The sequence below is a fragment of the Actinoplanes campanulatus genome, assembly GCF_014647795.1.
Classification (GTDB): domain Bacteria; phylum Actinomycetota; class Actinomycetes; order Mycobacteriales; family Micromonosporaceae; genus Actinoplanes; species Actinoplanes campanulatus.
In genome coordinates, this window is sequence record NZ_BMPW01000024.1 from 47392 (window position 1) to 71668 (window position 24277).

Sequence of the window (24277 nt, forward strand, 5' to 3'; positions counted from 1 at the left end):
CGAAAGCGGAAACACGAACCCGCAACTCGGCATCAAGATCGAATTTTTTCTATATCGCTCGTCCGTTGTGGAGGACATGATGGAGGGCGGTCATCGATTCACCATCGATTCGACACGGGAGGCGCCATGTCCCAGCCGGAGCGCAAGCTCGGCACGTGGCCGATCTTCGTCATCGCGGTCTCCGCCATGACACCGCTCACCGTCGTGGCCGGCGCCCTGCCGCTGGGTTACGGCTCGGTCGGTGAAAAGGGCATCCCGGTGGCGTACATGCTGGTCGCCGCGGTGCTGGGGATCTTCACGGTCGGGCTGGCCGCGATGGCCAGACACGTGCCCAACAGCGGCGCCTTCTACGCGTACGCGTCGATCGGCCTCTCCCGGCCGGCCGGTGTGGGCACCGCCTTCGTGGCGCTGCTCGCCTACAACGCGATGCAGATCGGTCTCTACGGCGCTTTCGGCGTGGCGGCGCACAACGCTTTCGCGATCTTCGGGCTGGAGATCTCGTGGATCGTCTGGGCGCTGCTCGGCTGGGCCGTGATCGCCGCCCTCGGCCGTCTCGACATCGATCTCAACGCCCGGATCCTCACCGTTCTGGTCTGCGCCGAGGTGCTGGTCGTCCTGACCTTCGACGCGGTGATGATCGGCAACCCGGCCGGTGGCACGGTCACCTTCGACACCCTCAACCCCGCCCTGATCGCCAGCGCCGGCGGGGTGTCGCTGCTGGTCGCGGCGATCGCCGGCATGGTCGGGTTCGAGGCCCCTCTGGTGTACGCGGCGGAGGCACGCGACCCACGCCGCACCGTGGCCCGCGCCATCGGCCTGACCCTGCTGGTCGCGGCCGTGCTCTACGGCGGCACGGCCTGGGCCATGTCGGTCGCCGCCGGCCCGGACCAGATCGTCGTGGTCGCCGGCGCGCACCTCAACGACCTGTTCTTCTTCCTGCCCGAACCCTACCTGCCGACGGTTCTCGTCGATCTCGGCCGGATCTTCTTCGCCACCAGCCTGTTCGCGGCGATGCTCGCCTTCCACCACACGGTCGCCCGCTACGGCCTGACCGTCGCTCGCGAGGGCGTCCTGCCGCGCGGCCTCGCACGTACCCGTGACGGGGTGCCGGTCGCCGCCTCGCTCGCGCAGTCCGTCCTGGCGCTCGCCGCCTTGCTGATCTTCGCGGTGGGGGTCTGGAACCCGACGATCGACCTGTTCCTCTTCGGTACCGTCTCCGGCGGTCTCGGCGTGCTCATCCTGATGACCATCGCCTCGATCGCGGTGGTCCGCTATTTCCGCCGCAACCCGAGCGGCGAGACCACCTGGCGCCGTGCGGTGGCGCCGTGGATCGCCGCGGTGTTCCTGTCGATCGTGCTGCTGCTCAGCATCGCCTTCTTCGGTGAACTCCTGGACAGCGACAACATCCTCAAGATCTGGTCACCGACGCTACTGTTCCTGGCCGCCTTGATCGGCGGCGTCGTCTGGGGTCGCAAACTGCGCCAAAACCACCCCGAGGTGTACGCGGTGATCGGCACCGGCCAGCCACCCCTGCCTCCCGGTGAGACCGTGCCGCCCGCCCCCACCGCCCACGAGTTGCGCACCGGCGAGACCTCCCACGCCCCGCGCGATGCTGAGCAGACCGACGACGAAACCCCAACCGATGGGGTACGAGCAGCCGAGTCAACCATCAACGAAACGGACGGCGGACAGCCGCTGAGCGACGAGCCGGCCCGCCAGGATGAGCCGGTGGACGTGCGTGAGGTGGGGGAGGGCCATGCCGACGATCCCTCCGGGGAAACGACCTCGACGGAGCGGCCCGACGTGGGGGAGCCGCCAGCGGAACCGGCTGTTGGGTCGGGGCCCCGGGTGGAGTCCGCCGAGGTGGGGGAGTCGCGGGTAGAGCCGGGGGTGGAGTCCGCCGACGTTCAGGAGTCGCGGGTGGAGCCGGCCGCTGCGTCGGGGCCGGTAGCGGAGAACGGTGCTACCCCGGCGGTGACGCCACGGCCTGCCCCGCGGAAGAGGGCTCCGCAGAGACGATCGGTGGCCGGATCCAGTGGGTCCGCGGCTGACGAGACGACAGTGGCGAAGTCGCCGCCCCGCCGATCGTCGCCACGCCCGACGACATCCGCGAGCGGTGGCGGCACCGGAGCCGCTGAACCGGGGCCCGCGGCCGAGCCGCCCTCGGGCAACGGGGCGGCCGACCCGGAGCCTACGGCCCGGGCACCGCGGGCGGCTCGGACACCCCCGGCGGCGGGCGGTCCGGCATCGAGGTCCCGCGGCACACAGCGCCAGGCTCCTCGGCCGCGCGGGTCACAGACCCCGGATGAATCTCCGGCGGTAGAGGGCGCTGACGACGACCGCTGATCGGTTCCGGAAGACCTCCGCACGGCGAAGGCTGGGCAGGTCGCTACGGGTCAGGCCAACGCTGGTCGATTGCCATGGGCCGAAGGCCGGTGGACCAGTGTCGGCGAGACGGGACGTGGTGCGTTGTGGGTGAGCCGGCTGCGGGTGTGCGTGGGCGAGGACGGCTGCGGGCGTGCGCGGGCGAGGACGGCTGCTGGTAGGCGCGGGCGCGGCCGGTGTCGGCCGAGCCAACACGGGGCTCTGTGTTTACTCGGGCGCTGGGAGCCGCGGCAGGAGCGGAGTGGGGCGGGTGGCCGGGAGCGGCAGCGGGAGCAAGTCAGGCGGGTGGCCGGGAACGGCAGCGGGAGCGGGAGAGGCGGACGGCCGGGAACGGCAGCGGGAGCGGGAGAGGCGGACGGCCGGGAACGGCAGCGGGAGCGGGAGAGGCGGACGGCCGGGAACGGCAGCGGGAGCGGGAGAGGCGGCCGGGAGCGGCGGCAGGGGGTGAGGGGACGTGCGGCTGGGCCTGCGGGAGCACCGATCTAAGCCCGGCGGGGGCGGCACAGGCGCGACCGGGCAGGTGGTCGCGTGGACTCACGGGGACTGCCGTCTGTGCGGTTGAGGGCGAGGACACCCGTACCGGAAAGGGGGTCGCTGGTAAGAAAGGGCGACCCCCCACCTGGCCGGACAGGAAGACGGCTAGGGCTCGGCGTGATGCTGGTCGGAGGCCGGGCGGGCGCGCAGGCTTCCGGCGTGGGCCTTGAGGGACGGGTCGCGACTGGATTTGATCAGGCTGGCGATCGTGGTGACGATCAGGATGCCGATGATGACGGCTAGCGAGGCGGCGGTGCTCACCTCGGGGACCGACTCGCTGATGGCCTTGTGGGCCCAGTGCAGGATCAGCTTGACGCCGATGAAGGCGAGGATCAGCGACAGGCCCGTCGACAGGTAGACCAGGCGGTCGAGTAGGCCCTTGACCAGGAAGAACAGGGCGCGCAGGCCGAGCAGGGCGAAGGCGTTGGCGACGAAGACGATGTATGCCTCCTCGGTCACGCCGAAGACCGCGGGGATGGAGTCGAGGGCGAACAGCAGGTCGGTGCCGCCGATGGCCAGCAGGACCAGGAAGAGGGGGGTGAACATCCGCTTCCCGTCGATGCGGGTGATCAACTTGCCTTCGACGTAGTGGTCGGTCACCGGGAGGAAGCGGCGGCCGGCGCGGACCAGCGCGTTGTCCTCGATGCTGGGATCCTCGTCGCGGTGCCGGAAGAGCTGGACGGCGGTGTAGAGCAGGATCAGGCCGAAGATCAGGAACATGAACGAGAACATGCTGAGCAGGGCGGCGCCCAGCGCGATGAAGATGACCCGGAGGATCAGCGCGATGATGATCCCGAAGGTGAGCACCTTCTGCTGGTAGCGCTCGGGTACGGCGAACGTCGACATGATGATCACGAAGACGAAGAGGTTGTCGACGGACAGGCTCTTCTCGACGATGTACCCGGCGAAGTACTGGGTGCCGAAATCCCAGCCGGCGATGCTTCCGAAGACGACACCGAACGCGATCGCGACGGCGATGTAGAAGATTGACCAGGCGGCGGCCTCACGGAAGCCGACGACATGTGGACGAAGCACCCCGAGCGTCAAATCGAGGGCGAGCAGGGCGACGATGACACCGATGGTGACGGTCCACCCGAGCGCGGAGACCTCAAGCATGCTTCAGAGGATCTCGAAAGATTCTGCAAGCATGCTGAGAAATCGTCAGGATCAGACCACCTGGAAGGATCTTTTCGCCAGTCCCATCCAGAATCCGTCGATCGGCTGCTCCGGCGCCCGCGACGGATCCCCGGACGCGCCCAGGGTGAGGAACATCGGGGCGAAGTGCTCGATGGTGGGGTGGGCGTAGGGCATGCCGGGGGCGCGGTCGCGGAAGTCGGCGAGCTCGTCGACGGCGCCGCGGGCCAGGGTCTCGGCGGTCCAGGCGTCGAATTCCCGGGACCAGCCGGGGGCGGTCGCCCAGGGGCTCCAGTCACGCAGGAACGGCAGCCCGTGGGTGGTGAAGCCGGAACCGACGATGAGCACGCCCTCGTCGCGCAGCGGGGCCAGGCGGCGGCCGATCTCGAGCAGGCGGTCCGGTTCGAGGGTCGGCAGCGACATCTGGAGCACCGGGATGTCGGCGTCCGGATACATGACGGTAAGCGGCACATACGCACCGTGATCGAGGCCGCGGTCGGTGCGGGCGACGGTCTCGGTGTCCGGCATCAGCGCGGCGACCTTGTCGGCGAGGTCCGGCGCGCCGGGGGCACGGTACTGAACCTGGTAGTAGCGCGGCGCGAACCCACCGAAGTCATACACCAGCGGGACGGTCTCGGTGGCGCCCAGCATGAGCGGCGCGGACTCCCAGTGTGCCGAGGCCATCAGGATCGCTTTCGGCCTGGGGAGGCCGGCGGCGACGTCGCGCAGCTGCGCCACCCAGGTGGGGTCGTCGACCAGCGGCGGGGCGCCGTGGCTGAGGAAGAGAGCGGGCATCCGCACGATGACCTCCGTTGAAGCTTCAACCTTTTCAGCAACGCTACGCCGACTTAGTTGATTCTGCAACTAGTTACTAAAAGTAGCTATTGACATTTCAAGATTCATCTATATCGACAGCGTTCATAAATGGTCAGAGGTTTCGTAGTCGTTAACTGAATTGCCTGGGAGACAGTGTGATCGAAACCGCCCTAAGTGGACTCTCGATTTGTCCCTTCTGGAAGTTGCGTTGATCGACGAGAGCTGGCAGGCTTCCAGCGTCGCGCAGCGGGGAGCGCTATGTAATTGCTTTCGTGAAGGTCACCCTCATCTCTCATGAGCGGGCACCCTCCCCCAACCGCGTCGGAAGGAGAACCGGGAGTGGCGTCGCCGCCGCAGCTACCACCCGCGGATGATCTCTATCTCACCGCTCACGACACGATTCGCGGCAAGTCCCTGCTGTCACCGGCCACCCTCGGTCTCGGTCTCGGCGCGGCCCTGCTCGGCGAGCTGATGTTGTGGCGGCGGATCGACCTCGTGGAGACCGAACTCATCGTCATAGACGACCGGCCGACCGGGGACGCCGCCAGCACCGCGGTGCTCGAGCAGATCCTGCGGGAGGCCGGCCAGCACGGCGTACGCAACTGGCTCGCGTACCTCTCCACCGGCATCGCCACCGATCTGGTCGAGCGCCGCCTGTCCCGGGCCGCCCTGATCAAACGGGTGGAGAAACGCGGACTGCTCGGCGGCACCAAGGTCTCCTACGTGCCGGCCGACTCGATGACCGCTGGCTGGCCGGCCACCCGCATCCGTACCAAGGTCACCCGGGACGAGCACCTGGACGTGGCCGACCTGCTGTTGGCCGGTCTGATCCTGGCCACCGGCCTGGACCAGCACGTGCTGGCCACCCTCGACGCACGGGACAGGGCGGCGCTGTTCGAACAGTTCCGCAGGCTCTTCCCGGCGATGTTGCAACAACTCGTGTCGCAGGCCGAGGCGGCGGTGGGAGACGCCGTCATGGCCCGCCGTGCCTAACTCCAAACCCCCCTTACCTGTGGAGCCCCTCGTGTCATATTCCGACACAAAACCCGCGGAAAGTCGCGTCTCCGATACCCTGGCCCGCGACCGCCTCGGCGTCGCCGCGGTCGTCTTCTTCGTCATGTCGGCGGCCGCCCCGCTCACCGTCGTGGCCGGCGTCGTTCCCACCGGCCTCGCGGTCACCGGCCTGACCGGCATCGCCGGCGCCTTCCTGGCGGTCGCCGTGGTCCTGGCGATCTTCTCGGTCGGCTACGTGGCGATGGCCCGGCACATCTCCAACGCGGGCGCCTTCTACGCCTACGTCTCGCAGGGCCTCGGCCGCCCGCTCGGCGTCGGCGCCTCCTGGGTCGCGCTGCTCGCCTACAACATGTTCCAGGTCGCCTCGTACGGCGGTTTCGGCGCGATCGCCGAGCCCCTGTTCGCCGACTGGTTCGGCGTCAACGCCCCGTGGTGGGTGCTCGGCCTGGCCGCCTGGGCGCTGGTCGCCGTCCTCGGCGTACGCGACGTGGCCGTCAACGGCCGGGTGCTGGCCACCCTGCTGGTCGCCGAGATCCTGTTGACCGTGGTGTTCGCGGTCGCCGAGATCACCACCGACGGCTTCACCGCCTCGTCCGCCCCGCTCGACCCGTCCACGCTGACCGGCGCGGGCGCCGGGGCGCTGCTGGTCATGGCGATCACCGGCTTCGTCGGGTTCGAGCAGTCGGTGGTGTTCAGCGAGGAGTCGCGCGACCCGCGACGTACCGTCTCCCGGGCCACCTACATCGCGATCGCGCTGATCGCCGTGCTCTACGCGTTCGCCTCCTGGGCGATGATCTCCGCGGCCGGCGCCGACAAGGTCGTCGACCGGGCCACGGCCGAGGGTCCGGAGCTGTTCTTCAACCTGGCCGCTGGGCCGCTCGGCGACACCGCCCTGCACCTGGGCCACGCGCTGTTCCTGACCTCGCTGATCGCGGCGATGATCTCGTTCCACAACATCATCTCGCGGTACATGTTCTCGCTCGGCCGTGAGGGCGTGCTGCCGCGCGTCTTCGGTAAGACCGTGCCCGGCACCGGCGCGCCGAAGAACGGCTCGCTGGCCCAGTCGGCGGTCGGCCTCGCGGTCATCGTCGTCTACGCCGTGATGGGCTGGGACCCGCTCGTGCAGCTCTTCTTCTGGGGCGGCACCGGCGGCGGCCTCGGCGTGCTGCTGCTGGTCACCCTCACCGCCTTCGCGGTGATCGGCTTCTTCGCCCGCCACCCGGAGGGCGAGGACGTCCTGCACCGGGTGATCGCCCCGGTGATCGGCGCGATCCTGCTGCTGGTCATGTCGTACCTGGCGATCGACAACATCGCCACGCTGCTCGGCGTCGAGCCCGGCAGCACCCCGGCGCTGGTGGTGCCGCTGTCCTTCGCGGTGCTCTTCGTGGCCGGCATCCTGTGGGCCCTCTACCTGCGAGCCGCCCGGCCGCAGATCTACACCGGCATCGGCCTGGGCGCCCGCAGCGCCGCCAACTCCGGCGGATTCTCCGCCGCCCTGAACGAGGAGACCCGATGACCGTCATCCGATCCGCCCGCGAGGACGAGATCCCCGCGGTGGGCGCGCTCGTCTCGCACTCGTTCAACGATCTGGCCGCCAACGCCTACCTGGTGCCGCCGCTGTCCGACCGGGAGCGGGTGATGGCCGACTTCTTCACCCTCTACACCGAGCACGCCTACGCCTACGGCCGGGTCGACGTGATCGACCATGAGGACGGCGGGCTGGCGGCCACCGCCGTCTGGTTCGACCGGGCCAACGAGCTGCCGGAGCCCCCGCGGTACGCCGAGCGCCTCCGGGAGCTGGCCGGTGAGCATCTGGAGCGGTTCGACGCCCTGGACGAGGTGTTCGACAAGAACCACCCGCACGAGGAGCACTGGCATTTGGCGTTCCTGGCGGTCCGCCCGTCGGAGCAGGGCCGGGGCCTCGGTGGGGCGCTGATGCGGCACACCCACGAGAAGCTGGTCGCCGAGGGCCTGGCCGCCTACCTGGAGGCGACCAACGAGAACAACGTGCGGCTCTACCAGCGGCACGGCTACACGCCGATGACGCCGTTCGAGATCTACCTGCCGGACGGTACGCCGTTCTACCGCATGTGGCGAGCTGTCTGAAAACGATTACTCCTTGAGGGGCACGGGCCGGACGGCCCGTGCCCCTCGGAGTATTGACGCGGCCGCACGAGCGTAATTACATCGGAACCAGGTCCAACGCAGCGTTGCCGACCGGTCACCCGCGCTGGAGCATCGCCGGCGGGAGGGGTGCGCATGGCTGACAATGCTCGGGTGAACCCGCTGGTCCCACGGGGCAGTTCCGCAGAGCGCCCGTTCGACGTGTACATCACCCCGGAGAACGCCGGCTGGGAGTACTCCGGCCTGCGCGTGGTGCACCTGCCGGTCGGTGGCCGGGCCCGGTTCGTCACCGGCGACGACGAGATGCTGGTCGTGCCGCTGGTCGGCGGCTGCGACGTGGCCTGCGACGACGAGCGGCTCACCCTGACCGGGCGACGGTCGGTGTTCTCCCGCGTCACCGACTTCGCCTACCTGCCGAGGGACACGGTGGTGACGCTGCGGGCGCCCAACGGCGGGCGGTTCGCGCTGCCGGCCGCGCGGGCCGGGCGCACCCTGCCGTTCCGGTACGGCGCCGCCGAGGACGTGCCGGTCGAACTGCGCGGGGCGGGGCAGGCGAGCCGGCAGGTCAACAACCTGTGCACGCCGGAGTCCTTCGAGACGGACCGGCTGATCGCCTGCGAGGTGCTCACCCCGGGCGGCAACTGGTCGTCGTACCCGCCGCACAAGCACGACGAGCAGAGCGAGTGCGAGTCATCGCTCGAGGAGATCTACTACTTCGAGGTGGCGGCGTCCCCGGCCGGCGGGCACGGCTGCGGCTACCAGCGGGTGTACGGCCACCCCGACCGCCCCATCGACGTGTGCGCCGAGGTGCGCAGCGGGGACGTGGTGCTGATCCCGTACGGCTGGCACGGCCCGTCGATGGCCGCCCCCGGCTACGACCTCTACTACCTCAACGTGATGGCCGGCCCCGGCGAGCGCCGCTGGCTGGTCCGGGACGATCCGGCGCACGGCTGGGTGCGCGGGCGCTGGGTGGCCGAGCCGGTGGACACCCGGCTGCCCCTGACCTCGATCAGAGAGAAGAGGCGCTCGTGAAACAGCGGCTCACCGTCGGGCAGGCCGTCGTGCGCTTCCTGGCCAACCAGTGGACCGAGCGGGACGGCGTCGAACAGCGGACGGTCGCCGGCTTCCTCGGCATCTTCGGCCACGGCAACGTCGCCGGGATCGGGCAGGCGCTGTTGCAGGCGCAGCGCACCGGCACGCCGGACATGCCGTACCGGCTGGCCCGCAACGAGCAGGCGATGGTGCACACCGCCGTCGGGTACGCCCGGATGCGCAACCGCCTGTCGACGATGGCGTGCACCGCCTCGATCGGGCCCGGCTCCACCAACATGCTGACCGGCGCGGCCCTGGCCACCGTCAACCGGCTGCCGGTGCTGCTGCTGCCGTCGGACGTCTTCGCCTCCCGGGCCGCCGCGCCGGTGCTGCAGGAGCTGGAGGTGCCGGCCGCCGGGGACGTGTCGGTCAACGACGCCTTCCGGCCGCTGTCGCGGTTCTTCGACCGGATCTGGCGGCCCGAGCAACTGCCGCAGGCGCTGCTCTCCGCGATGCGGGTGCTGACGGACCCGGCCGAGACCGGCGCGGTCACCCTCTGCCTTCCCCAGGACGTGCAGACCGAGGCGTACGACTACCCGGACGAGCTGTTCACGAAGCGGGTGTGGCACGTGCCCCGGCAGGCCCCCGATCCGCTGGCCGTGGAGCGGGCGGCGGCCACCATCCGGGGCGCACACCGGCCGCTGATCGTCGCCGGCGGCGGGGTGATCTACGCGGAGGCGTCGTCCGCGCTGGACCGGTTCGCCCGGGAGACCGGCATCCCGGTGGCCGACACCCAGGCCGGCAAGGGCGCGCTGCCCTGGGATCATCCGAACGCGGTCGGCGGGATCGGGGCGACCGGCAACCCGGTGGCGAACAAGCTGGCCCGCAACGCCGACGTGGTGATCGGCGTCGGCACCCGCTACAGCGACTTCACCACCGCGTCGCGCAGCGCGTTCCAGCATCCCGACGTGCGGTTCGTGAACCTCAACGTGACCGGTTTCGACGCCGGGAAACTGTCCGCGCTGCCGCTGGTCGGCGACGCCCGGGCGGGGCTCAGCGCGCTGCTGCCGGCGCTGCACGGACGGCGCTTCACCGGGGACTTCCGCGACGACGTGGCGGCCTGGCAGGCAGCCGTCGATCACGCGTACCGGGGCAGGGGAACGCAGGGCGACCTGCCCACCCAGGTTGAGGTGATCGGGGTGGTGAACGAGGCGTGCGGAACACGCGACGTCGTGGTGCAGGCGGCCGGGAGCCTGCCCGGCGACCTGCAACGGCTGTGGCGGGCCCGCGACCCGAAGCAGTACCACGTCGAGTACGGCTACTCCTGCATGGGCTTCGAGATCGCCGGCGCTCTCGGGATCAAGATGGCCGAACCGGGCCGCGAGGTGTATACGCTGGTCGGCGACGGCTCCTACCTGATGATGGCGCAGGAGATCGCCACCGCCGTCGCCGAGCACCTCAAACTGATCATCATCCTGGTGCAGAACCACGGGTTCGCGTCCATCGGCGGCCTCTCCGAGCAGGTCGGCTCACAGCGGTTCGGCACCGCCTACCGCTACCGCAACCCGCGCAGCGGCGACTACGACGGCGCCCGCCTGCCGGTCGACCTGGCCGCCAACGCGGAGAGCCTGGGCGCCTCGGTGATCCGCTGCCGCACCATCGCCGACCTGGTCGAGGGCCTCAAACAGGCCCGCGAGGCGGACCGGCTGACCGTGCTGCACATCGAGACCGACCCGGAACCGTCGGCGCCGTCGGCCGAGTCGTGGTGGGAGGTGCCGGTCGCTGAGGTGGCCACCCTGCACAGCACCCGGCACGCCCGTACCGAATATCTCGCCGGCAAACGCGATCAGCGTCACCACCTGCGACCGGGAGGTCTGTAGAGATGGCCACCATCGAGCACTGGATCAACGGCGCCGGCACCGGCGGCGTCTCCACCCGCAGCGCACCGGTCTTCCAGCCGGCCACCGGCGGCCGGCAGCACACCGTCCTGCTCGGCGAGCCGGCCGACGTGGACGCCGCCGTGCGGGCGGCGACCGCGGCGTTCGCCGAGTGGGCGCAGGCCTCGCTCAGCCAGCGCACCAAAGTCCTGTTCGCCTTCCGCGAGCTGGTCAACGCGCACAGCCGGGAGATCGCCGAGATCGTCTCGGACGAGCACGGCAAGGTGCTCTCCGACGCGGCCGGCGAGGTGCAGCGCGGCCTCGAGGTGATCGAGTTCGCCTGCGGCATCCCGCAGCTGCTCAAGGGCGGTTACTCCGACCAGGCGTCGGCCGGCGTCGACGTGTTCAGCTTCCGCGAGCCGCTCGGCGTGGTCGCCGGGATCACCCCGTTCAACTTCCCGGCCATGGTGCCGATGTGGATGCACCCGATCGCCATCGCCTGCGGCAACACGTTCGTCCTCAAACCGAGCGAGCGCGACCCGTCGTCGGCCGGATTCGTGGCGCGGCTGTGGCAGCGTGCCGGCCTTCCCGACGGCGTCTTCAACGTGGTGCACGGCGACAAGGTCGCGGTCGACGCGATCCTCGACCATCCCGGCATCGCCGCCGTTTCGTTCGTCGGATCCACCCCGATCGCCCGCTACATCCACCAGCGCGCCACGGCCGCCGGCAAGCGGGTGCAGGCGCTGGGCGGCGCCAAGAACCACGCCGTCATCCTGCCCGACGCCGACCTCGACTTCGCCGCGGAACACCTGGTGGCGTCGGCTTTCGGGTCGGCCGGCGAGCGGTGCATGGCGATCTCCGCGGCGGTGCTGGTCGGCGACGCCGACCAGCTGGTCGACCTCGTCGCCGCCCGGGCCGCCGAGGTCAGGGTCGGCCCGGGCCGGGATCCGGCCAGCGAGATGGGGCCGGTCATCACGGCCGCCGCCAAGGAGCGGATCGAAAACCTGATCACGGTGGGGGAGCGGCAGGGCGCGACGGTCGCGGCCGACGGGCGTGGCCTCAAGATTCCGGGGTACGAGGACGGCTTCTTCGTCGGCCCCACGGTGATCGACCGGGTGACCCCGGCGATGGACGTGTACACCGAGGAGATCTTCGGCCCGGTGCTCTCGGTGGTCCGGTCAGCCGACGCCGACCAGGCCATTTCCATGATCAATAGCAATCCGTACGGCAACGGCACCGCCGTCTTCACCAACAGTGGCGAGGCCGCCCGCCGGTTCCAGCGGGGTGTCCACGTCGGCATGATCGGCGTCAACGTGCCGATCCCGGTGCCGATGGCCTACTACTCGTTCGGCGGCTGGAAGGACTCCCTGTTCGGGCAGAGCCACATCTACGGCCCGGACGGCGTCGACTTCTACACCCGCGCCAAGGTCGTCACCCAGCGATGGCCCGCGACCAGCGCGTTCTCCGAGGCGTCGCTGCACTTCCCGACCGCCCGGTGACCGGCGTGCCTTTGATCACCTGACATCATCCGGAGGATCTTTATGACCAGACGTGTCCTCGCCGCCGGCGTCGCGGCGATTCTCCTGCTCGGCGCGTGCAGTAGCGGCGGCCGGGAGGAGCCCGAAACGGATGCCGCGACCGGCTACACGATCGCGTTCATCACCCACGAGACGCCGGGCGACACGTTCTGGGACAAGGTGCGCTCCGGCGCCCAGCAGGCGGCCGCCGACCAGAAGGTCGACCTCAAGTACTCCAACGACCCGGACGCCGGCCGGCAGGCGGTGCTGATCCAGCAGGCGGTCGACTCGAAGGTGCAGGGCATCGCCACCACCCTGGTCACGCCGGACGCGCTGGCCGGATCGGTGAAGGCGGCGACCGCGGCCGGGATCCCGGTGGTCGGCCTGAACGCGGGCATCGACCAGTACAAGGAGCTCGGCGCGCTGATGTACTTCGGCTCGGACGAGACGGTCGCCGGCACCAGCCTGGGCGAGCGGATCGCCGCGGCCGGCGCCAAGCACCCGCTCTGCGTCATCCACCAGACCGGCTCGGTGGCCCTCGAAGCACGCTGCGCGGGCGTCAAGTCCGCCGTCCCCGGGACCGAGAACCTCCAGGTCAACGGCGCCGACGACGCGGCCGTCACGTCGACGTTGCAGGCCAAGCTGGCCCAGGACAAGACCATCGACTACGTGGTCACCCTGGGCGCACCGATCGCGCTCGACGCCATCAAAGCGGGGGGTACGGCGAAGCTGGTCACCTTCGACCTGAACCAGGAGACCGCCCAGCTGATCAAGGACGGGAAGATCGAGTTCGCCATCGACCAGCAGCCCTACGTGCAGGGCTACCTGGCGGTCACGTCGCTCTACCTCTACCTGAAGAACGGCAACGACATCGGCGGCGGGCGGCCCGTGCTGACCGGCCCGTCGTTCGTGGACAAGTCCAACATCGACACGATCCTGCCGTACACCCAGAAGAACACCCGGTGAGGCGGGCGGTGCGCCCCGAGGTGGGCGCGCTGGTGGCGGCCGCGGTCATCTTCGTCTTCTTCCTGGCCGTGGCCCCGGCGTTCCGGTCGGCGGACGCGTTCGTCACGGTGCTCTACCAGTCGTCGACGATCGGGATCGTCGCGGTGGGCGTGGGGCTGCTGATGATCGGCGGCGAGTTCGACCTGTCCGCCGGGGTCATCGTGACCTCGGCCGGGCTGGTCAACTCGATGTTCTGCTGGTATTTCGGGATCAACCTGTGGGTCGGCGCGATCCTGTCGCTGCTGTTCTGCCTCGCCGTCGGGTTCCTCAACGGCTACCTGGTGATGCGCACCGGGATCCCCAGCTTCCTGATCACGCTGGGCACCTTCTTCGTGTTGCAGGGCGCGAACCTGGGCGTCACCAAGCTCGTCACCGGCTCGGTGTCCAGCACCGACGTGAGCCGCATCGACGGGTACGACTCGCTCGGCGTGATCTTCGCGTCCAGTTTCGAGATCGGGTCGGTCGTGATCTGGGGCACGGTGGTGTGGTGGATCCTGTTCGTGGCGGTCGCGACCTGGATCCTGCGGCGCACCCGCGGCGGGAACTGGATTTACGCGGTCGGTGGGGCGGCCGACAGCGCCCGTGCGGTCGGGGTGCACGTCGTCCGTACCAAAATCGGGCTTTTTCTCGCCGTGTCGTTTCTCGGCTGGTTCGTCGGGATGCACAACCTGTACCGGTTCAACACGTTGCAGGCCGGCGGCGGGGTCGGCAACGAGTTCCTCTACATCATCGCGGCGGTGGTCGGCGGCACCCTGCTGACCGGCGGATTCGGCAACGCGCTCGGGGTGGCGATCGGCGCGTTCATCTTCGGCATGACCAGCCTCGGCATCGTCTACGCGGGCTGGGACCCGAACTGGTTCCGGGCCTTCCTCGGCGTGATGCTGCTGCTCGCCGTCCTGGTCAACCTCTACGTCCGTAGGCTGGCCACGAGGGAGGCGCGCGCATGATCGAGATGACCGGGGTCGGGAAGTCCTACGGCCCGATCCGTGCCCTGCGCGACATCGACCTGCGGGTCAACGCCGGCGAGGTGACCTGCGTGCTCGGCGACAACGGCGCCGGCAAGTCCACCCTCATCAAGATCATGTCAGGGTTGCATCCGCACAGCTCCGGTGTTCTGAAGGTCGACGGGCGGGAGACCGTGTTCACCTCCCCACGGCAGGCCCTCGACCTCGGCATCGCCACCGTCTACCAGGACCTCGCCGTGGTCCCGCTGATGGAGGTGTGGCGCAACTTCTTCCTCGGCTCCGAGCTGACCGGCGGCCGCTACCCGCTCGCCGGGCTGCGGATCCGGGACATGCGCCGGATCGCCGACGAGGAACTGCGCAAGATGGGCATCACCGTGGCCGACATCGATCAGCCGATCGGCACCCTCTCCGGCGGGCAGCGGCAGTGCGTGGCGATCGCGCGTGCCGTCTACTTCGGTGCGCGGGTGCTGATTCTGGACGAGCCGACCGCGGCGCTCGGGGTCCGGCAGTCCGGAGTGGTGCTGCGGTATGTGGCGGCGGCCCGGGATCAGGGCATCGGCGTCGTCTTCATCACCCACAACCCGCATCACGCCTACCTGGTCGGGGACCACTTCGTGGTGCTGAAGCTGGGCGCCATGGTGCTGGACGCGCGGCGCGGGACGGTCACCCTCGAGCGGCTGACCGCCGAGATGGCCGGGGGAGCGGAGCTGGCCGAGCTGGCCGAACAGCTGCGACGGCCGGCGTGACGGCGTACCGGAAACGGCCTTTTTGAAAGGGTGAGTGGCCCGTTGCCGGCGGCGTGCCCCGCGGTCGTCGGCAAATCCGGCGCGGAGCACGCCGCCGGCGGCCGGACCGGGCAGCACGTGCCTGATGCTGCCCGGCGCCGGTGGCCGTCTTCCTAGCTGTTGGGCAGGACCAGCACCTGGCCCGGGAAGATCCGGTCCGGGTCGGGCACGATGTCGCGGTTGAGGTTCCAGATGTCGCGCCACCGGTTCTCGTTGCCGAGCCTCTCGCGGGCGATCTTCGACAGCGAGTCGCCGGGCCTGACCGTGTAGAGCTTCGGGATCGGGCCGGTCGGCTGAGCCGGCGGCAGGAACAGCACCTGACCTGGGAAGATCCGGTCCGGGTTCTGGATCGTCGCCCGGTTCAGCACGAAGATCTCCGGCCAGCGGGCCTCGTTGCCCAACTGTTCCCGCGCGATCCTGCTGAGGCTGTCGCCCGGCCGGACCTTGTACGTGCGCGGCTGTTCGCCACCCGGCAGCACCCCGGCCAGGCGCAGCAGGTCGGCCAGTTCGAAGTGGCCGGGCTTCCGCGACGGCAGGGTGGGCCGCCAGCCGGCCGTCCGCAGGTACGAGTCGTCGCTGCGCAACGCGAGGCCGATCAGCACCTCGGCGACGATGGTGCTGCCGACCGGGCCCAGGTGGGCGCCCTCGTGCAGGGCCTTCGCCTCGGCCAGGACGTAGTACCAGAGCGGGGTACGGGTCAGGAACTCGCTGTCGTCCAGCACCGCCCGCTGCGCGTCGCTGCCCGCGGCGGCCCGGATCTGGTCCTTGGTCAGCTCCTCCACACCGATCAGGTGGGCGACCGCCTGTCCGGTGGGCAGCCGCAGCCGGTAGCCGCGCAGCAGGTTACGGACCGCGAGCCGGCTGGCGTCGGCCGGCACGAGGGGTGTGCCGCCGGTGTCCTTCAGGTTGAACAGGGCGCCGCCGCCACGCGGATTGTTCAGGCCGAACGCCGCCAGCTTGGTGTCGATCTTGCGGGTCGTCATCACGTCGTCGCCGGAGCCGATGATGTTCTCCCACTCGATGATCCAGTTCTCCGGCAGCGTCTCGGCCGGGCCGAGCCGGATCTCCTCACCGAGCTGCCCGCTCAGCGCCGTGAAGACGAACAGCAGGTCCAGACTGCCCGGCGGCTGGGTGCCGACGCGGAAGTTGGAGTTGAAGTTGTAGACGCCCCGGATCATCGAGTGCCCGAACCGGTAGGCGGCCACCGCGAACTCCAGCGGCATGTAGAACGGCGCGGCGTACGGGTTGTACCACTTGTTGCCGTTGGCGAGGATGCCCCGCACGATCTCCTTGTCGGCGACCCGCGTGAGGAAGTCCTCGATCACGATGTACTGGTAGTGCTGGCGCAGCGTGCGCCGGGCCTCGCCATAGGACAGGCCCTGGTCGACAAGCACGTTGTGCGCCTTGAGGAACGCCACGTGCAGCTGCGAGATGATGGTGTTCTCGTCGTTGCGCGGGTCGCCGATCAGGGCCGCCCGGTCGTGCTTCCTGTCCGTGAGGTTGCGCTCCTCCCGGTGCACGTCGTTGTCGTCGCCCTTGCCCTTGGGCCGGGCGGTCGGCGGCGGGTTCGGGTTCGGCGGGTCCTGCAACGGGATGTTGTGCACCTTGCCGACCCGCAGCTTGTCGGAGTCGTCCGGGTCGAACTGCTGCGGTGGGCTGTACAGACTGTCCAGGTCCAGGGTGGCCGAACGCTGGTTGCGCAGCACCCGGTGCATCTCCTCGAGGGTGAGCGGCAGCATGCCGTCATCGAGGAGAACCTCCATCTTGGCCGAGCCCAGACCGCGCTTCTCGTCCTCGATCTCCAGGGTGATGTCGTGGTCGATGAACTGGCCGAGGTAGGTGTAGGCGGCCGGGATCGGGCTGTTGTCGTCCGGGTTCTCCTCCTCGGTGTCGTCCAGCATCGTCGCGCCGAGCCGCTTCAGCTGTGCGTTCGTGCTCGGCGACTGTGGCAGCAGGTTCGCCTCGTCGTCCTGCAGCATCGGGAAGAGCAGGTCGAAGGGTTGGGTGCTGACCGGCGGCGCCAGCGCGAACGCCAATGGCGACCGGGCGGCGAACTCGGCGAGTTCGGTCTTGGCCTGGTCGATGTCCCCGTCGGTGATGGGTTGCCCGTGTCCGAGACGCGGCATGGTTGGGTCCTCTTTTCCGAGGTGGCGAAGATGGCCGCGCGATGACGTGGACCGGCGCAGCCTCGACCGGTCTCTATCGGCCGGTGTCTCTCAGCGGCCACGATAGGCAGCGGCACCCGACAGCGAAGACAAGTTGGTGACACAGCGCGACGCTGTTGTTGGCAAATAGTGTCAAGCGCGGTGCCGCAGGCCGTCGAAGGCCAGATCGGCGACCGTGTCGGCAATGGACTCCGGGGCGCCCCGGTCCGGTCTGTACCACTCGATCAGCGAGTTCACCATGCCGAACAGCAGACGGGCCGCGGTCGCCGGGTCCACATCGGCCCGCACCCCACCCTCGGCCTGCGCCTGTTTCACCAGGTCGGTGACGATCCGGTCGAGCTCCCGGCGGCGCGACAGGGCGTGCTGCTCGGCCGCCGTGTTACCCCGGACCCGCAACAACAGGGTGACGAACTCCAGGCGGTCGGCCAGGACCAGCACGCTGCGCCGGATAAGATCCTTCAGACGTACGGTGGCCGCGCTCTCCTCCCGCAGAGCCGCCTCGGCCGCCTCGAACAGCCCGTCCAGCGCCCGGTCGACGGCCATCGTGAGCAACTGCTCCTTGCCGCTGACGTGGTGGTAGAGCGTCGACTTGGTGATGCCCAGCGACTCGGCGACGTCGAACATGCTGGTGGCGTCGTAACCGCGGGTGTTGAACAGGCGCACGGCGGCGGCCAGCACCGCGTCCTGATCATGCCCCGGGCGGCCGCGGCGCCGGCTCTTCTCCACGGGATGAATCTAGCCCCTTGATTTACCGACCGATCGGGCGGTTAATGGAGGCATGACGAGTCCCGCTGAGCTCTACACCACCCACCGCGAGCTGCTGGACCGCGCGGTCACCGCGACCGCGGCCCGTGACTACTGGTCGGCCTATCCCGAGTCGCCCAGTAAGTCGGTCTACGGCGAGGAGGCCGCGCCCACCGGCGACCGGGCCTTCACCAGCCTGCTCGGCCAGCCCTTCGCCCTCGACGTGCCCGGCGCCGTGGGCAGCGTGTCCACCGAGCGCTCTCCCTACGGCATCGAGCTGGGGATCAGCTATCCGAAAGCCGACCCACTCGCCCTGATCGCCGCCGCCCGGGCCGCCACCCCCGGCTGGCGCGCCGCCGGCCCCACCGGCCGGGCCGGCGTCGCCGCCGAGATCCTCAGCCGCCTGCACGCCCGCGTCTTCGAGCTGGCCCACGCCGTGCAGCACACCACCGGCCAGGCGTTCGTGATGGCCTTCCAGGCCGGCGGCACCCACGCCCTCGACCGCGGGCTGGAGGCCGTGGCGTGCGCGCTCGCCGCCACCACCCGGCTGCCGTCCGAGTCCCGCTGGACCAAGGGGCAACTCGAGCTGGCCAAGACCGCCACCGTCACCGGTCGCGGCGTCGGCCTGGTCATCGGCTGCACCACCTTCCCGACGTGGAACGGTTTCCCCGGCCTCTTCGCCAGCCTCGTCACCGGCAACCCGGTGATCGTCAAGCCACACCCGGGCGCGGTCCTGCCGCTCGCCATCACCGTCCAGATCTGCCGCGAGGTCCTCGCCGAGGCCGGGCTCAACCCCGACGTCGTGACGCTCGCCGCCGAGGAGCCGGGTGACGGCGTCGCCGCGACCCTGGCCACCCACCCCGACGTGCGCATCGTCGACTTCACCGGCTCCAGCGAGTTCGGCGACTGGCTGGAGGCGAATGCCCGGCAGGCCGTCGTCTACACCGAGAAGGCCGGGCTCAACACCGTCGTCCTCGACTCCACCGCCGACTACCAGGGCCTGCTGCGCAACCTGGCGTTCTCCCTCTCGCTGTACAGCGGCCAGATGTGCACCACCCCGCAGAACCTGCTGATCCCCCGCGACGGCATCGACACCGACGCCGGCCACCGCGACGTCGAGCAGTTCGCCGCCGACCTGGGCGCGGCCCTCGACAAGCTGCTCGGCGACCCGCGCCGGGCCGCCGGCACACTCGGGGCCATCGTCAACGACGGCGTGTTCGCGCGCCTCACCGAGGCGGGCACCGCCCCGGGCGTCGTGCACCCGTCCACCGCGATCGCCGACGAGCAGTTCCCCGGCGCGACCATCCGGACGCCACTGGTGTCCCGGCTCGACGCGGCCGACGAGAAGACCTACACCCGGGAGTGGTTCGGGCCGGTCTCGTTCCTGATCACCACCGACTCGACCGAGCACAGCCTGCGGATCTTCACCGAGACCGTCCGGGCCCACGGCGCCCTCAGCGCGCTCGTGCACTCCACCTCGCCCGACGTGCTGGAGTCGGCCCGGGAGGCCGCGCTCGACGCCGGGGTGCACCTGTCGGAAAACCTGACCGGCGGCGTGTTCGTCAACCAGACTGCCGCGTTCAGCGACCTGCACGGCACCGGGGCGAACCCGGCGGCCACCGCCTCCCTGACCGACGACTGGTTCGTGGCCGGCCGGTTCTTCACCCTCCAGTCGCGGCGGCCGGTGTGACCTCCTTCGACTCAGCCGCCGCGCGTTCTGATGCGGGCGCCGCCCGCATCGACTCGGCCGGCGCGGGCTTGGATGCGGGTGTTGCCCGCTTTGACGAGGCCATCGCGCGCGATCAGCGGATCGAGCCGGCCGACGACATGCCGGAGGGCTACCGGCGCACGATGGTGCGGCAGATCGCCCAGCACGCGCATTCCGAGATCATCGGCATGCAGCCGGAAGGGGAGTGGATCACGCGGGCGCCCACGCTGCGGCGCAAGGCGATCCTGCTGGCCAAGGTGCAGGACGAGGCGGGCCACGGGCTCTACCTCTACTCGGCGGCGGAGACCCTGGGCGCCGACCGTGGCGACCTGACCCGGCGGCTCATCGAGGGCCGCCAGAAATACTCGTCGATCTTCAACTATCCGACCCGGTCGTTCGCCGACGTCGGGGTGATCGGCTGGCTCGTCGACGGGGCGGCCATCTGCAACCAGGTGCCGCTCTGCCGCAGCTCCTACGGGCCCTACGCCCGCGCCATGATCCGCATCTGCAAGGAGGAGTCGTTCCATCAGCGGCAGGGATACGAGCTGCTCATGACGATGATGCGGGGCACACCCGCCCAGCGGGAGATGGTGCAGGACTCCGTCGACCGCTGGTGGTGGCCGTCGCTGATGATGTTCGGCCCGCCGGACGCCGACTCACCCAACACGGCCCAGTCGATGGCCTGGAAGATAAAGCGGCACACCAACGACGAGCTGCGGCAACGATTCGTCGACATGACCGTGCCACAGGCTGAGGCGCTCGGGGTCACGCTGCCCGACCCCGGCCTGCGGTGGAACGCCGAGCGCGGCCACCACGACTTCGGCCAGCCGGACTGGGACGAGTTGCGGCGCGTCATCTCCGGTGACGGGCCGATGAACGCGCAACGGTTGCGGCGGCGGCGCGAGGCCGACGAGGACGGGGCGTGGGTGCGTGAGGCGGCGGCCGCACACGCGGCTGCCTCCTCGCCTGCCGTTTCTTCCACGGGCGTTTCCTCGCCGGCGGCTTCTTCCGCGGCTTCGATCTTGGAGGGGGAGCGATGACCAGGCACGAGTGGCCGCTGTTCGAGGTGTTCGTGCGGGCCAAGCGCGGGCTCAACCACGTGCACGTGGGGTCGCTGCGGGCGGCCGATCACGAGATGGCGTTGCACCACGCCCGCGATCTCTACACCCGGCGCAACGAGGGCGTCAGCATCTGGGTCGTGCGGTCGGACGCGGTCGCCGCCAGCGACCCGGCCGACAAGGAGGCGTTCTTCACGCCGAGTTCCGACAAGGTGTACAGGCATCCCACCCACTACGCCATCCCCGACAACGTTCCGCACATCTGAGAGCCCGGACATGGCCTTCGACGACGCTTACCACGCGCTCACCGACCACGACGACGATGCCCGATGGGCGTACGGGACCGGTTTCACCGACCCGCTCGCCGGGGTGCCCGGCGACCTGCCGGACGGGGTGGACCGGGCCGAGCTCGCCACGTACTGCCTGATGCTCGGCGACGACGCGCTCATCCTGTCGCACCGCCTCCAGCAGTGGGTGACCCGCGCCCCCGAACTGGAGGACGAACTGGCGCTCGCCAACATCGGCCTCGACCTGCTCGGCCAGGCCCGGCTGCTGCTCACCCGGGCCGGTGTGTCCGAGGGCTGGGGCCGCGACGAGGACGACCTGGCGATGCGGCGCGACCCCTCCGGCTTCCGCAACCTCTGCCTCGCCGAACGCGCCGACGCCGACTTCGCCCACCTGGTGGCCCGGCTGTTCGCCCTGTCCACGTGGCGGCTCGCGCTGCTCGACCGGCTGACCGCCTCCCGCGACCCGATGCTCGCGGCGATCGCCGCCAAGGGGGTCAAGGAGGTCACCTACCATCGCGACTACGCGGCCCAGTGGGTGGTCCGGCTGGGCGACGGCACCCCGCTCTCCCACGAGCGGATGCTCGCCGCGGTCGACACCCTGACCCCGCAGCTGGCCGAACTGTTCCACTCACACCCCACCGAAATCGGGCTCGCTTCGGTGGGGGTCGCCGTGGACCCGGCCGCTCTCGAAGCCGAGTTCACCCAGGTCTGGACGCACGTCCTCCAGGCGGCGACCCTCCTCCCACCGGCAACCTCCCTTTCGGGCGGCACTTCCCGTGGGAATTTCGTTGCCGCTGAGTCATCCCCTCCCGGCGGGGATGCGGTTGCCGCTGAGGTGAGCGGTGTGCCGGCGGGCGCCGAGCAGGGGAGTGCACGGCCGTGGGGACGGGCCGGGGAGCACACGCCTGCGCTCGCCGAGATTCTGGACGAGATGCAAGGGGTGGCGCGATCGGTGCCCGGAGGTGTGTGGTGACCGGCACCGCGGCCGAGGTGGTCGGCGCCGTCACCGATCCGGAACTTCCGATGCTCACGCTCGCTGAGCTCGGAGTGATCCGTGAGGTGCGGCAGGACGAGGGCGGCGTGCTGGTGACGATCACGCCCACCTATTCGGGTTGCCCGGCCATGGAGAGCATCCGGGCGGACATCCGGACCGCTCTGCGGCGGGCCGGATTCGGGCGGGCGGAGGTGCGTACCGTGATCGCTCCTCCATGGACCACTGACTGGATCAGCGAATCCGGCCGGCGCAAGCTCGCCGAGGCGGGCATCGCCCCACCGGGAGCGGCGCCCGTCCGAGCGATCGGACCGATTCCGATCAGCCTGAGCCCGCGGCCGACCGCGGTCGCCTGCCCACGTTGCGGGCACACCGACACCGAGACGCTCGCCGCGTTCGGCGCCACCGCCTGCCGTGAGCTGCGGCGATGCCCGGCCTGCCGGGAACCCTTCGAGCACATGCGGGAGATCTGAGATGGGCGCCCTCGGATTCCACCCGTTGCGGGTCGCGGCCGTCGACCGGCTCTGCGACGACGCGGTCGCGGTCACCTTCGACGTGCCCGGCGGGCTGGGGGAGCGGTTCCGGTTCCGGCCGGGGCAGTCCCTCACCGTTCATCATGGGGGTGAGCGGCGGACGTACTCGATCTGTGCACCCGCGGGCGCCGCACCGCGCATCGGGGTGCGGGAGGTGCCCGGCGGCCGCGTCTCGGCGTGGATCGTCCACCAGTTGCGGCCCGGTGACCTGGTCGAGGTCGCGCCACCGTCCGGCACCTTCACCCCGGACCTGGAGGCCGGCGGGCGGCACGTGCTGATCGGCGCCGGATCCGGCATCACACCGCTGCTGTCGATCGCGGCGTCGCTGCTGCGGCGGCCGGACACCGAGGTCACCCTGCTCTACGGCAACCGGCGTGCGGACACGGTGATGTTCGCCGAGGAGCTCGCCGATCTGAAGGACCTCCACCCCGACCGCCTGGAGCTCGTGCACGTCCTCTCCCGGGAGCCACGGGAGACCGAGCTGTTCAGCGGCCGCCTCGACGCCGACCGGCTCCGGGCGCTGCTGCCCGAGCTGATCGACGTGCCGGCGGTCGGGCACTGGTGGCTGTGCGGGCCGTTCGGCATGGTCACCGACGCGATCGAGGTGCTCGGCGAGTCCGGGGTGCCCGCCTCCCGGATCCACCGGGAACTGTTCTGGGTCGATGAGGCGCCACCCGCGCCGGTCCGCTCCGAGGACACCGCCCGGGGGCCGAGCCGCGAGGTCACCGTGATTCTGGACGGACGGTCCACGACGGTCGCCGTGCCCGAGGGCGTCACGCTGCTCGAAGGGGCGCAGGCCGCCCGGCCGGACCTGCCGTTCGCCTGCAAGGGCGGGGTGTGCGGCACCTGCCGAGCCCGGGTCACCGACGGAGAGGTGACGATGCGGCGCAACTTCGCGCTGGAGGAGGCGGAGGTCGCGGCCGGGTTCGTGCTGACCTGCCAGAGCCTCGCCGAGTCACCGAAGGTGGTGATCGACTTCGATCAGTGAAATCGATTTCGGCAGGTGCACCGGGCCGGGCAGAATCACCGGATGCGAATCAGGGCGGCCCGGACCGGCGATCTCACCCGGTTGCAGGACATCGAGCGGGCGGCCGGGGAACCGTTCCGCGCCATCGGCATGACGGAGATCGCCGACGACGAACCGCCGTCGCTCGACCTGCTGACGGAGTATGTCGAGGCCGGCCGCGCCTGGGTGGCCACCCTCGCCGGTGGCGGTGACGTGCCGGTCGCCTACCTGATCGCCGACCTGGTCGACGGCAACCTGCACATCGAGCAGGTGTCGGTGGATCCCGCCCACGCCCGGCAGGGCATCGGGCGGCGGCTGATCGAACACGCCGCCGACTACGCGCGGGATGCCGGCATGCCGGCGCTGACACTGACCACGTTCGTGGATGTTCCGTGGAACGCGCCCTACTACCGCCGTTGCGGCTTCGTCGACCTGGACGGCGGCACACTCACCGACGGTCTCCGCGCGGTCCGCGACCACGAGACGGCCATCGGCCTGGACCGCTGGCCCCGAGTCTGCATGCGCCGCGACCTCACCCACTGAGCGCGGCGCGGCGCTGCGGCTCGCCGTGCCCGCGCGCTCCTGGGGAGGAGAAGG

The 24277-nt window shown here is 70.2% G+C and carries 21 protein-coding genes; 17 read left to right on the forward strand and 4 right to left on the reverse strand.

Annotation, left to right across the window (positions count from 1 at the left end; translation table 11 throughout):
• Positions 1-126 precede the first annotated feature (126 nt).
• Positions 127-2346 carry an amino acid permease gene (locus tag IEZ13_RS37010; protein ID WP_183218520.1) on the forward strand — a complete coding sequence of 740 codons (2220 nt, stop codon included), beginning with the start codon at positions 127-129 and terminating at the stop codon, positions 2344-2346.
• Between the two features lie 678 nt (positions 2347-3024).
• On the opposite strand, the gene IEZ13_RS37015 is transcribed toward IEZ13_RS37010, so the two are convergent.
• A complete protein-coding gene (locus tag IEZ13_RS37015) occupies positions 3025-4035 on the reverse strand; it encodes a TerC family protein (RefSeq protein WP_183218519.1) in 1011 nt (336 codons plus the stop codon).
• A gap of 51 nt (positions 4036-4086) precedes the next feature.
• Positions 4087-4848, reverse strand: coding sequence for a dioxygenase family protein (locus tag IEZ13_RS37020; RefSeq protein WP_183218870.1), 762 nt, complete (start codon positions 4846-4848; stop codon positions 4087-4089).
• 360 nt (positions 4849-5208) lie between these two features.
• Here IEZ13_RS37020 and IEZ13_RS37025 point away from each other — a divergent pair, with 360 nt between their 5' ends.
• From IEZ13_RS37025 to IEZ13_RS37065, 9 genes are all read left to right on the forward strand, one after another.
• Positions 5209-5862 (forward strand): GOLPH3/VPS74 family protein, encoded by a 654-nt coding sequence (locus IEZ13_RS37025; protein ID WP_183218518.1) that lies wholly within the window; start codon positions 5209-5211, stop codon positions 5860-5862.
• A 124-nt stretch (positions 5863-5986) separates the two neighbouring features.
• Entirely contained in the window at positions 5987-7399 is a 1413-nt protein-coding gene (locus IEZ13_RS37030) for an APC family permease (protein ID WP_479722582.1), read from the forward strand.
• Positions 7396-7989, forward strand: coding sequence for a GNAT family N-acetyltransferase (locus tag IEZ13_RS37035; protein WP_183218516.1), 594 nt, complete (start codon positions 7396-7398; stop codon positions 7987-7989). The genes IEZ13_RS37030 and IEZ13_RS37035 overlap by 4 nt, the downstream gene beginning before the upstream one ends.
• A gap of 153 nt (positions 7990-8142) precedes the next feature.
• Entirely contained in the window at positions 8143-9039 is an 897-nt protein-coding gene (gene iolB / locus IEZ13_RS37040; RefSeq protein ID WP_183218515.1) for a 5-deoxy-glucuronate isomerase, read from the forward strand.
• Complete coding sequence (iolD, locus tag IEZ13_RS37045; RefSeq protein ID WP_183218514.1) at positions 9036-10919, forward strand: 3D-(3,5/4)-trihydroxycyclohexane-1,2-dione acylhydrolase (decyclizing); 1884 nt, start codon at positions 9036-9038, stop codon at positions 10917-10919. The genes iolB and iolD overlap by 4 nt, the downstream gene beginning before the upstream one ends.
• Positions 10920-10921: 2 nt before the next feature.
• A complete protein-coding gene (locus IEZ13_RS37050) occupies positions 10922-12415 on the forward strand; it encodes a CoA-acylating methylmalonate-semialdehyde dehydrogenase (protein WP_183218513.1) in 1494 nt (497 codons plus the stop codon).
• 42 nt (positions 12416-12457) lie between these two features.
• Complete coding sequence (locus IEZ13_RS37055; protein WP_183218512.1) at positions 12458-13399, forward strand: sugar ABC transporter substrate-binding protein; 942 nt, start codon at positions 12458-12460, stop codon at positions 13397-13399.
• Positions 13396-14385, forward strand: a complete 990-nt coding sequence (locus tag IEZ13_RS37060; protein ID WP_183218511.1) for an ABC transporter permease — start codon at positions 13396-13398, stop codon at positions 14383-14385. Before IEZ13_RS37055 ends, IEZ13_RS37060 begins: the two co-directional genes overlap by 4 nt.
• Positions 14382-15149: an ATP-binding cassette domain-containing protein gene (locus tag IEZ13_RS37065; RefSeq protein WP_183218510.1), complete on the forward strand. Its 768-nt coding sequence runs from the start codon at positions 14382-14384 to the stop codon at positions 15147-15149. Before IEZ13_RS37060 ends, IEZ13_RS37065 begins: the two co-directional genes overlap by 4 nt.
• Positions 15150-15301: 152 nt before the next feature.
• Here the strand turns inward: IEZ13_RS37065 and IEZ13_RS37070 are convergent, their stop codons facing one another.
• A complete protein-coding gene (locus tag IEZ13_RS37070; protein WP_183218509.1) occupies positions 15302-17314 on the reverse strand; it encodes a LysM peptidoglycan-binding domain-containing protein in 2013 nt (670 codons plus the stop codon).
• Positions 17315-17485: 171 nt separating this feature from the next.
• Positions 17486-18079 (reverse strand): TetR/AcrR family transcriptional regulator, encoded by a 594-nt coding sequence (locus IEZ13_RS37075; RefSeq protein ID WP_183218508.1) that lies wholly within the window; start codon positions 18077-18079, stop codon positions 17486-17488.
• Between the two features lie 52 nt (positions 18080-18131).
• Between IEZ13_RS37075 and paaN the strand changes: the two genes are divergently transcribed.
• The 7 genes from paaN to IEZ13_RS37110 are packed head-to-tail and all read left to right on the forward strand — an operon-like array spanning position 18132 to position 24223.
• Positions 18132-19787: a phenylacetic acid degradation protein PaaN gene (paaN, locus tag IEZ13_RS37080; protein ID WP_183218507.1), complete on the forward strand. Its 1656-nt coding sequence runs from the start codon at positions 18132-18134 to the stop codon at positions 19785-19787.
• Positions 19736-20845: a 1,2-phenylacetyl-CoA epoxidase subunit PaaA gene (paaA, locus tag IEZ13_RS37085; protein WP_372441848.1), complete on the forward strand. Its 1110-nt coding sequence runs from the start codon at positions 19736-19738 to the stop codon at positions 20843-20845. The genes paaN and paaA overlap by 52 nt, the downstream gene beginning before the upstream one ends.
• Positions 20842-21129 carry a 1,2-phenylacetyl-CoA epoxidase subunit PaaB gene (paaB, locus tag IEZ13_RS37090; RefSeq protein ID WP_183218505.1) on the forward strand — a complete coding sequence of 96 codons (288 nt, stop codon included), beginning with the start codon at positions 20842-20844 and terminating at the stop codon, positions 21127-21129. Before paaA ends, paaB begins: the two co-directional genes overlap by 4 nt.
• A 10-nt stretch (positions 21130-21139) precedes the next feature.
• The gene (paaC, locus tag IEZ13_RS37095) at positions 21140-22123 is read left to right on the forward strand and encodes a 1,2-phenylacetyl-CoA epoxidase subunit PaaC (protein ID WP_183218504.1); all 984 of its coding nucleotides are present in this window, start codon (positions 21140-21142) and stop codon (positions 22121-22123) included.
• The gene (gene paaD / locus IEZ13_RS37100; RefSeq protein WP_268240186.1) at positions 22120-22614 is read left to right on the forward strand and encodes a 1,2-phenylacetyl-CoA epoxidase subunit PaaD; all 495 of its coding nucleotides are present in this window, start codon (positions 22120-22122) and stop codon (positions 22612-22614) included. Before paaC ends, paaD begins: the two co-directional genes overlap by 4 nt.
• Position 22615: 1 nt before the next feature.
• Positions 22616-23662 carry a 1,2-phenylacetyl-CoA epoxidase subunit PaaE gene (paaE, locus tag IEZ13_RS37105; RefSeq protein ID WP_183218503.1) on the forward strand — a complete coding sequence of 349 codons (1047 nt, stop codon included), beginning with the start codon at positions 22616-22618 and terminating at the stop codon, positions 23660-23662.
• A gap of 42 nt (positions 23663-23704) precedes the next feature.
• The gene (locus IEZ13_RS37110; protein ID WP_183218502.1) at positions 23705-24223 is read left to right on the forward strand and encodes a GNAT family N-acetyltransferase; all 519 of its coding nucleotides are present in this window, start codon (positions 23705-23707) and stop codon (positions 24221-24223) included.
• Positions 24224-24277: the final 54 nt, after the last annotated feature.

What these genes read in the sequence shown, in the direction of transcription:
- IEZ13_RS37010 (WP_183218520.1), top strand. Translation starts at nt 127, where the DNA reads ATGTCCCAGCCGGAGCGCAAGCTCGGCACGTGGCCGATCTTCGTCATC.
- IEZ13_RS37015 (WP_183218519.1), bottom strand. Translation starts at nt 4,035, where the DNA reads ATGCTTGAGGTCTCCGCGCTCGGGTGGACCGTCACCATCGGTGTCATC.
- IEZ13_RS37020 (WP_183218870.1), bottom strand. Translation starts at nt 4,848, where the DNA reads ATGCCCGCTCTCTTCCTCAGCCACGGCGCCCCGCCGCTGGTCGACGAC.
- IEZ13_RS37030 (WP_479722582.1), top strand. Translation starts at nt 5,987, where the DNA reads ATGTCGGCGGCCGCCCCGCTCACCGTCGTGGCCGGCGTCGTTCCCACC.
- IEZ13_RS37035 (WP_183218516.1), top strand. Translation starts at nt 7,396, where the DNA reads ATGACCGTCATCCGATCCGCCCGCGAGGACGAGATCCCCGCGGTGGGC.
- iolB (WP_183218515.1), top strand. Translation starts at nt 8,143, where the DNA reads ATGGCTGACAATGCTCGGGTGAACCCGCTGGTCCCACGGGGCAGTTCC.
- IEZ13_RS37050 (WP_183218513.1), top strand. Translation starts at nt 10,922, where the DNA reads ATGGCCACCATCGAGCACTGGATCAACGGCGCCGGCACCGGCGGCGTC.
- IEZ13_RS37055 (WP_183218512.1), top strand. Translation starts at nt 12,458, where the DNA reads ATGACCAGACGTGTCCTCGCCGCCGGCGTCGCGGCGATTCTCCTGCTC.
- IEZ13_RS37065 (WP_183218510.1), top strand. Translation starts at nt 14,382, where the DNA reads ATGATCGAGATGACCGGGGTCGGGAAGTCCTACGGCCCGATCCGTGCC.
- IEZ13_RS37070 (WP_183218509.1), bottom strand. Translation starts at nt 17,314, where the DNA reads ATGCCGCGTCTCGGACACGGGCAACCCATCACCGACGGGGACATCGAC.
- paaN (WP_183218507.1), top strand. Translation starts at nt 18,132, where the DNA reads ATGACGAGTCCCGCTGAGCTCTACACCACCCACCGCGAGCTGCTGGAC.
- paaB (WP_183218505.1), top strand. Translation starts at nt 20,842, where the DNA reads ATGACCAGGCACGAGTGGCCGCTGTTCGAGGTGTTCGTGCGGGCCAAG.
- paaC (WP_183218504.1), top strand. Translation starts at nt 21,140, where the DNA reads ATGGCCTTCGACGACGCTTACCACGCGCTCACCGACCACGACGACGAT.
- paaE (WP_183218503.1), top strand. Translation starts at nt 22,616, where the DNA reads ATGGGCGCCCTCGGATTCCACCCGTTGCGGGTCGCGGCCGTCGACCGG.
- IEZ13_RS37110 (WP_183218502.1), top strand. Translation starts at nt 23,705, where the DNA reads ATGCGAATCAGGGCGGCCCGGACCGGCGATCTCACCCGGTTGCAGGAC.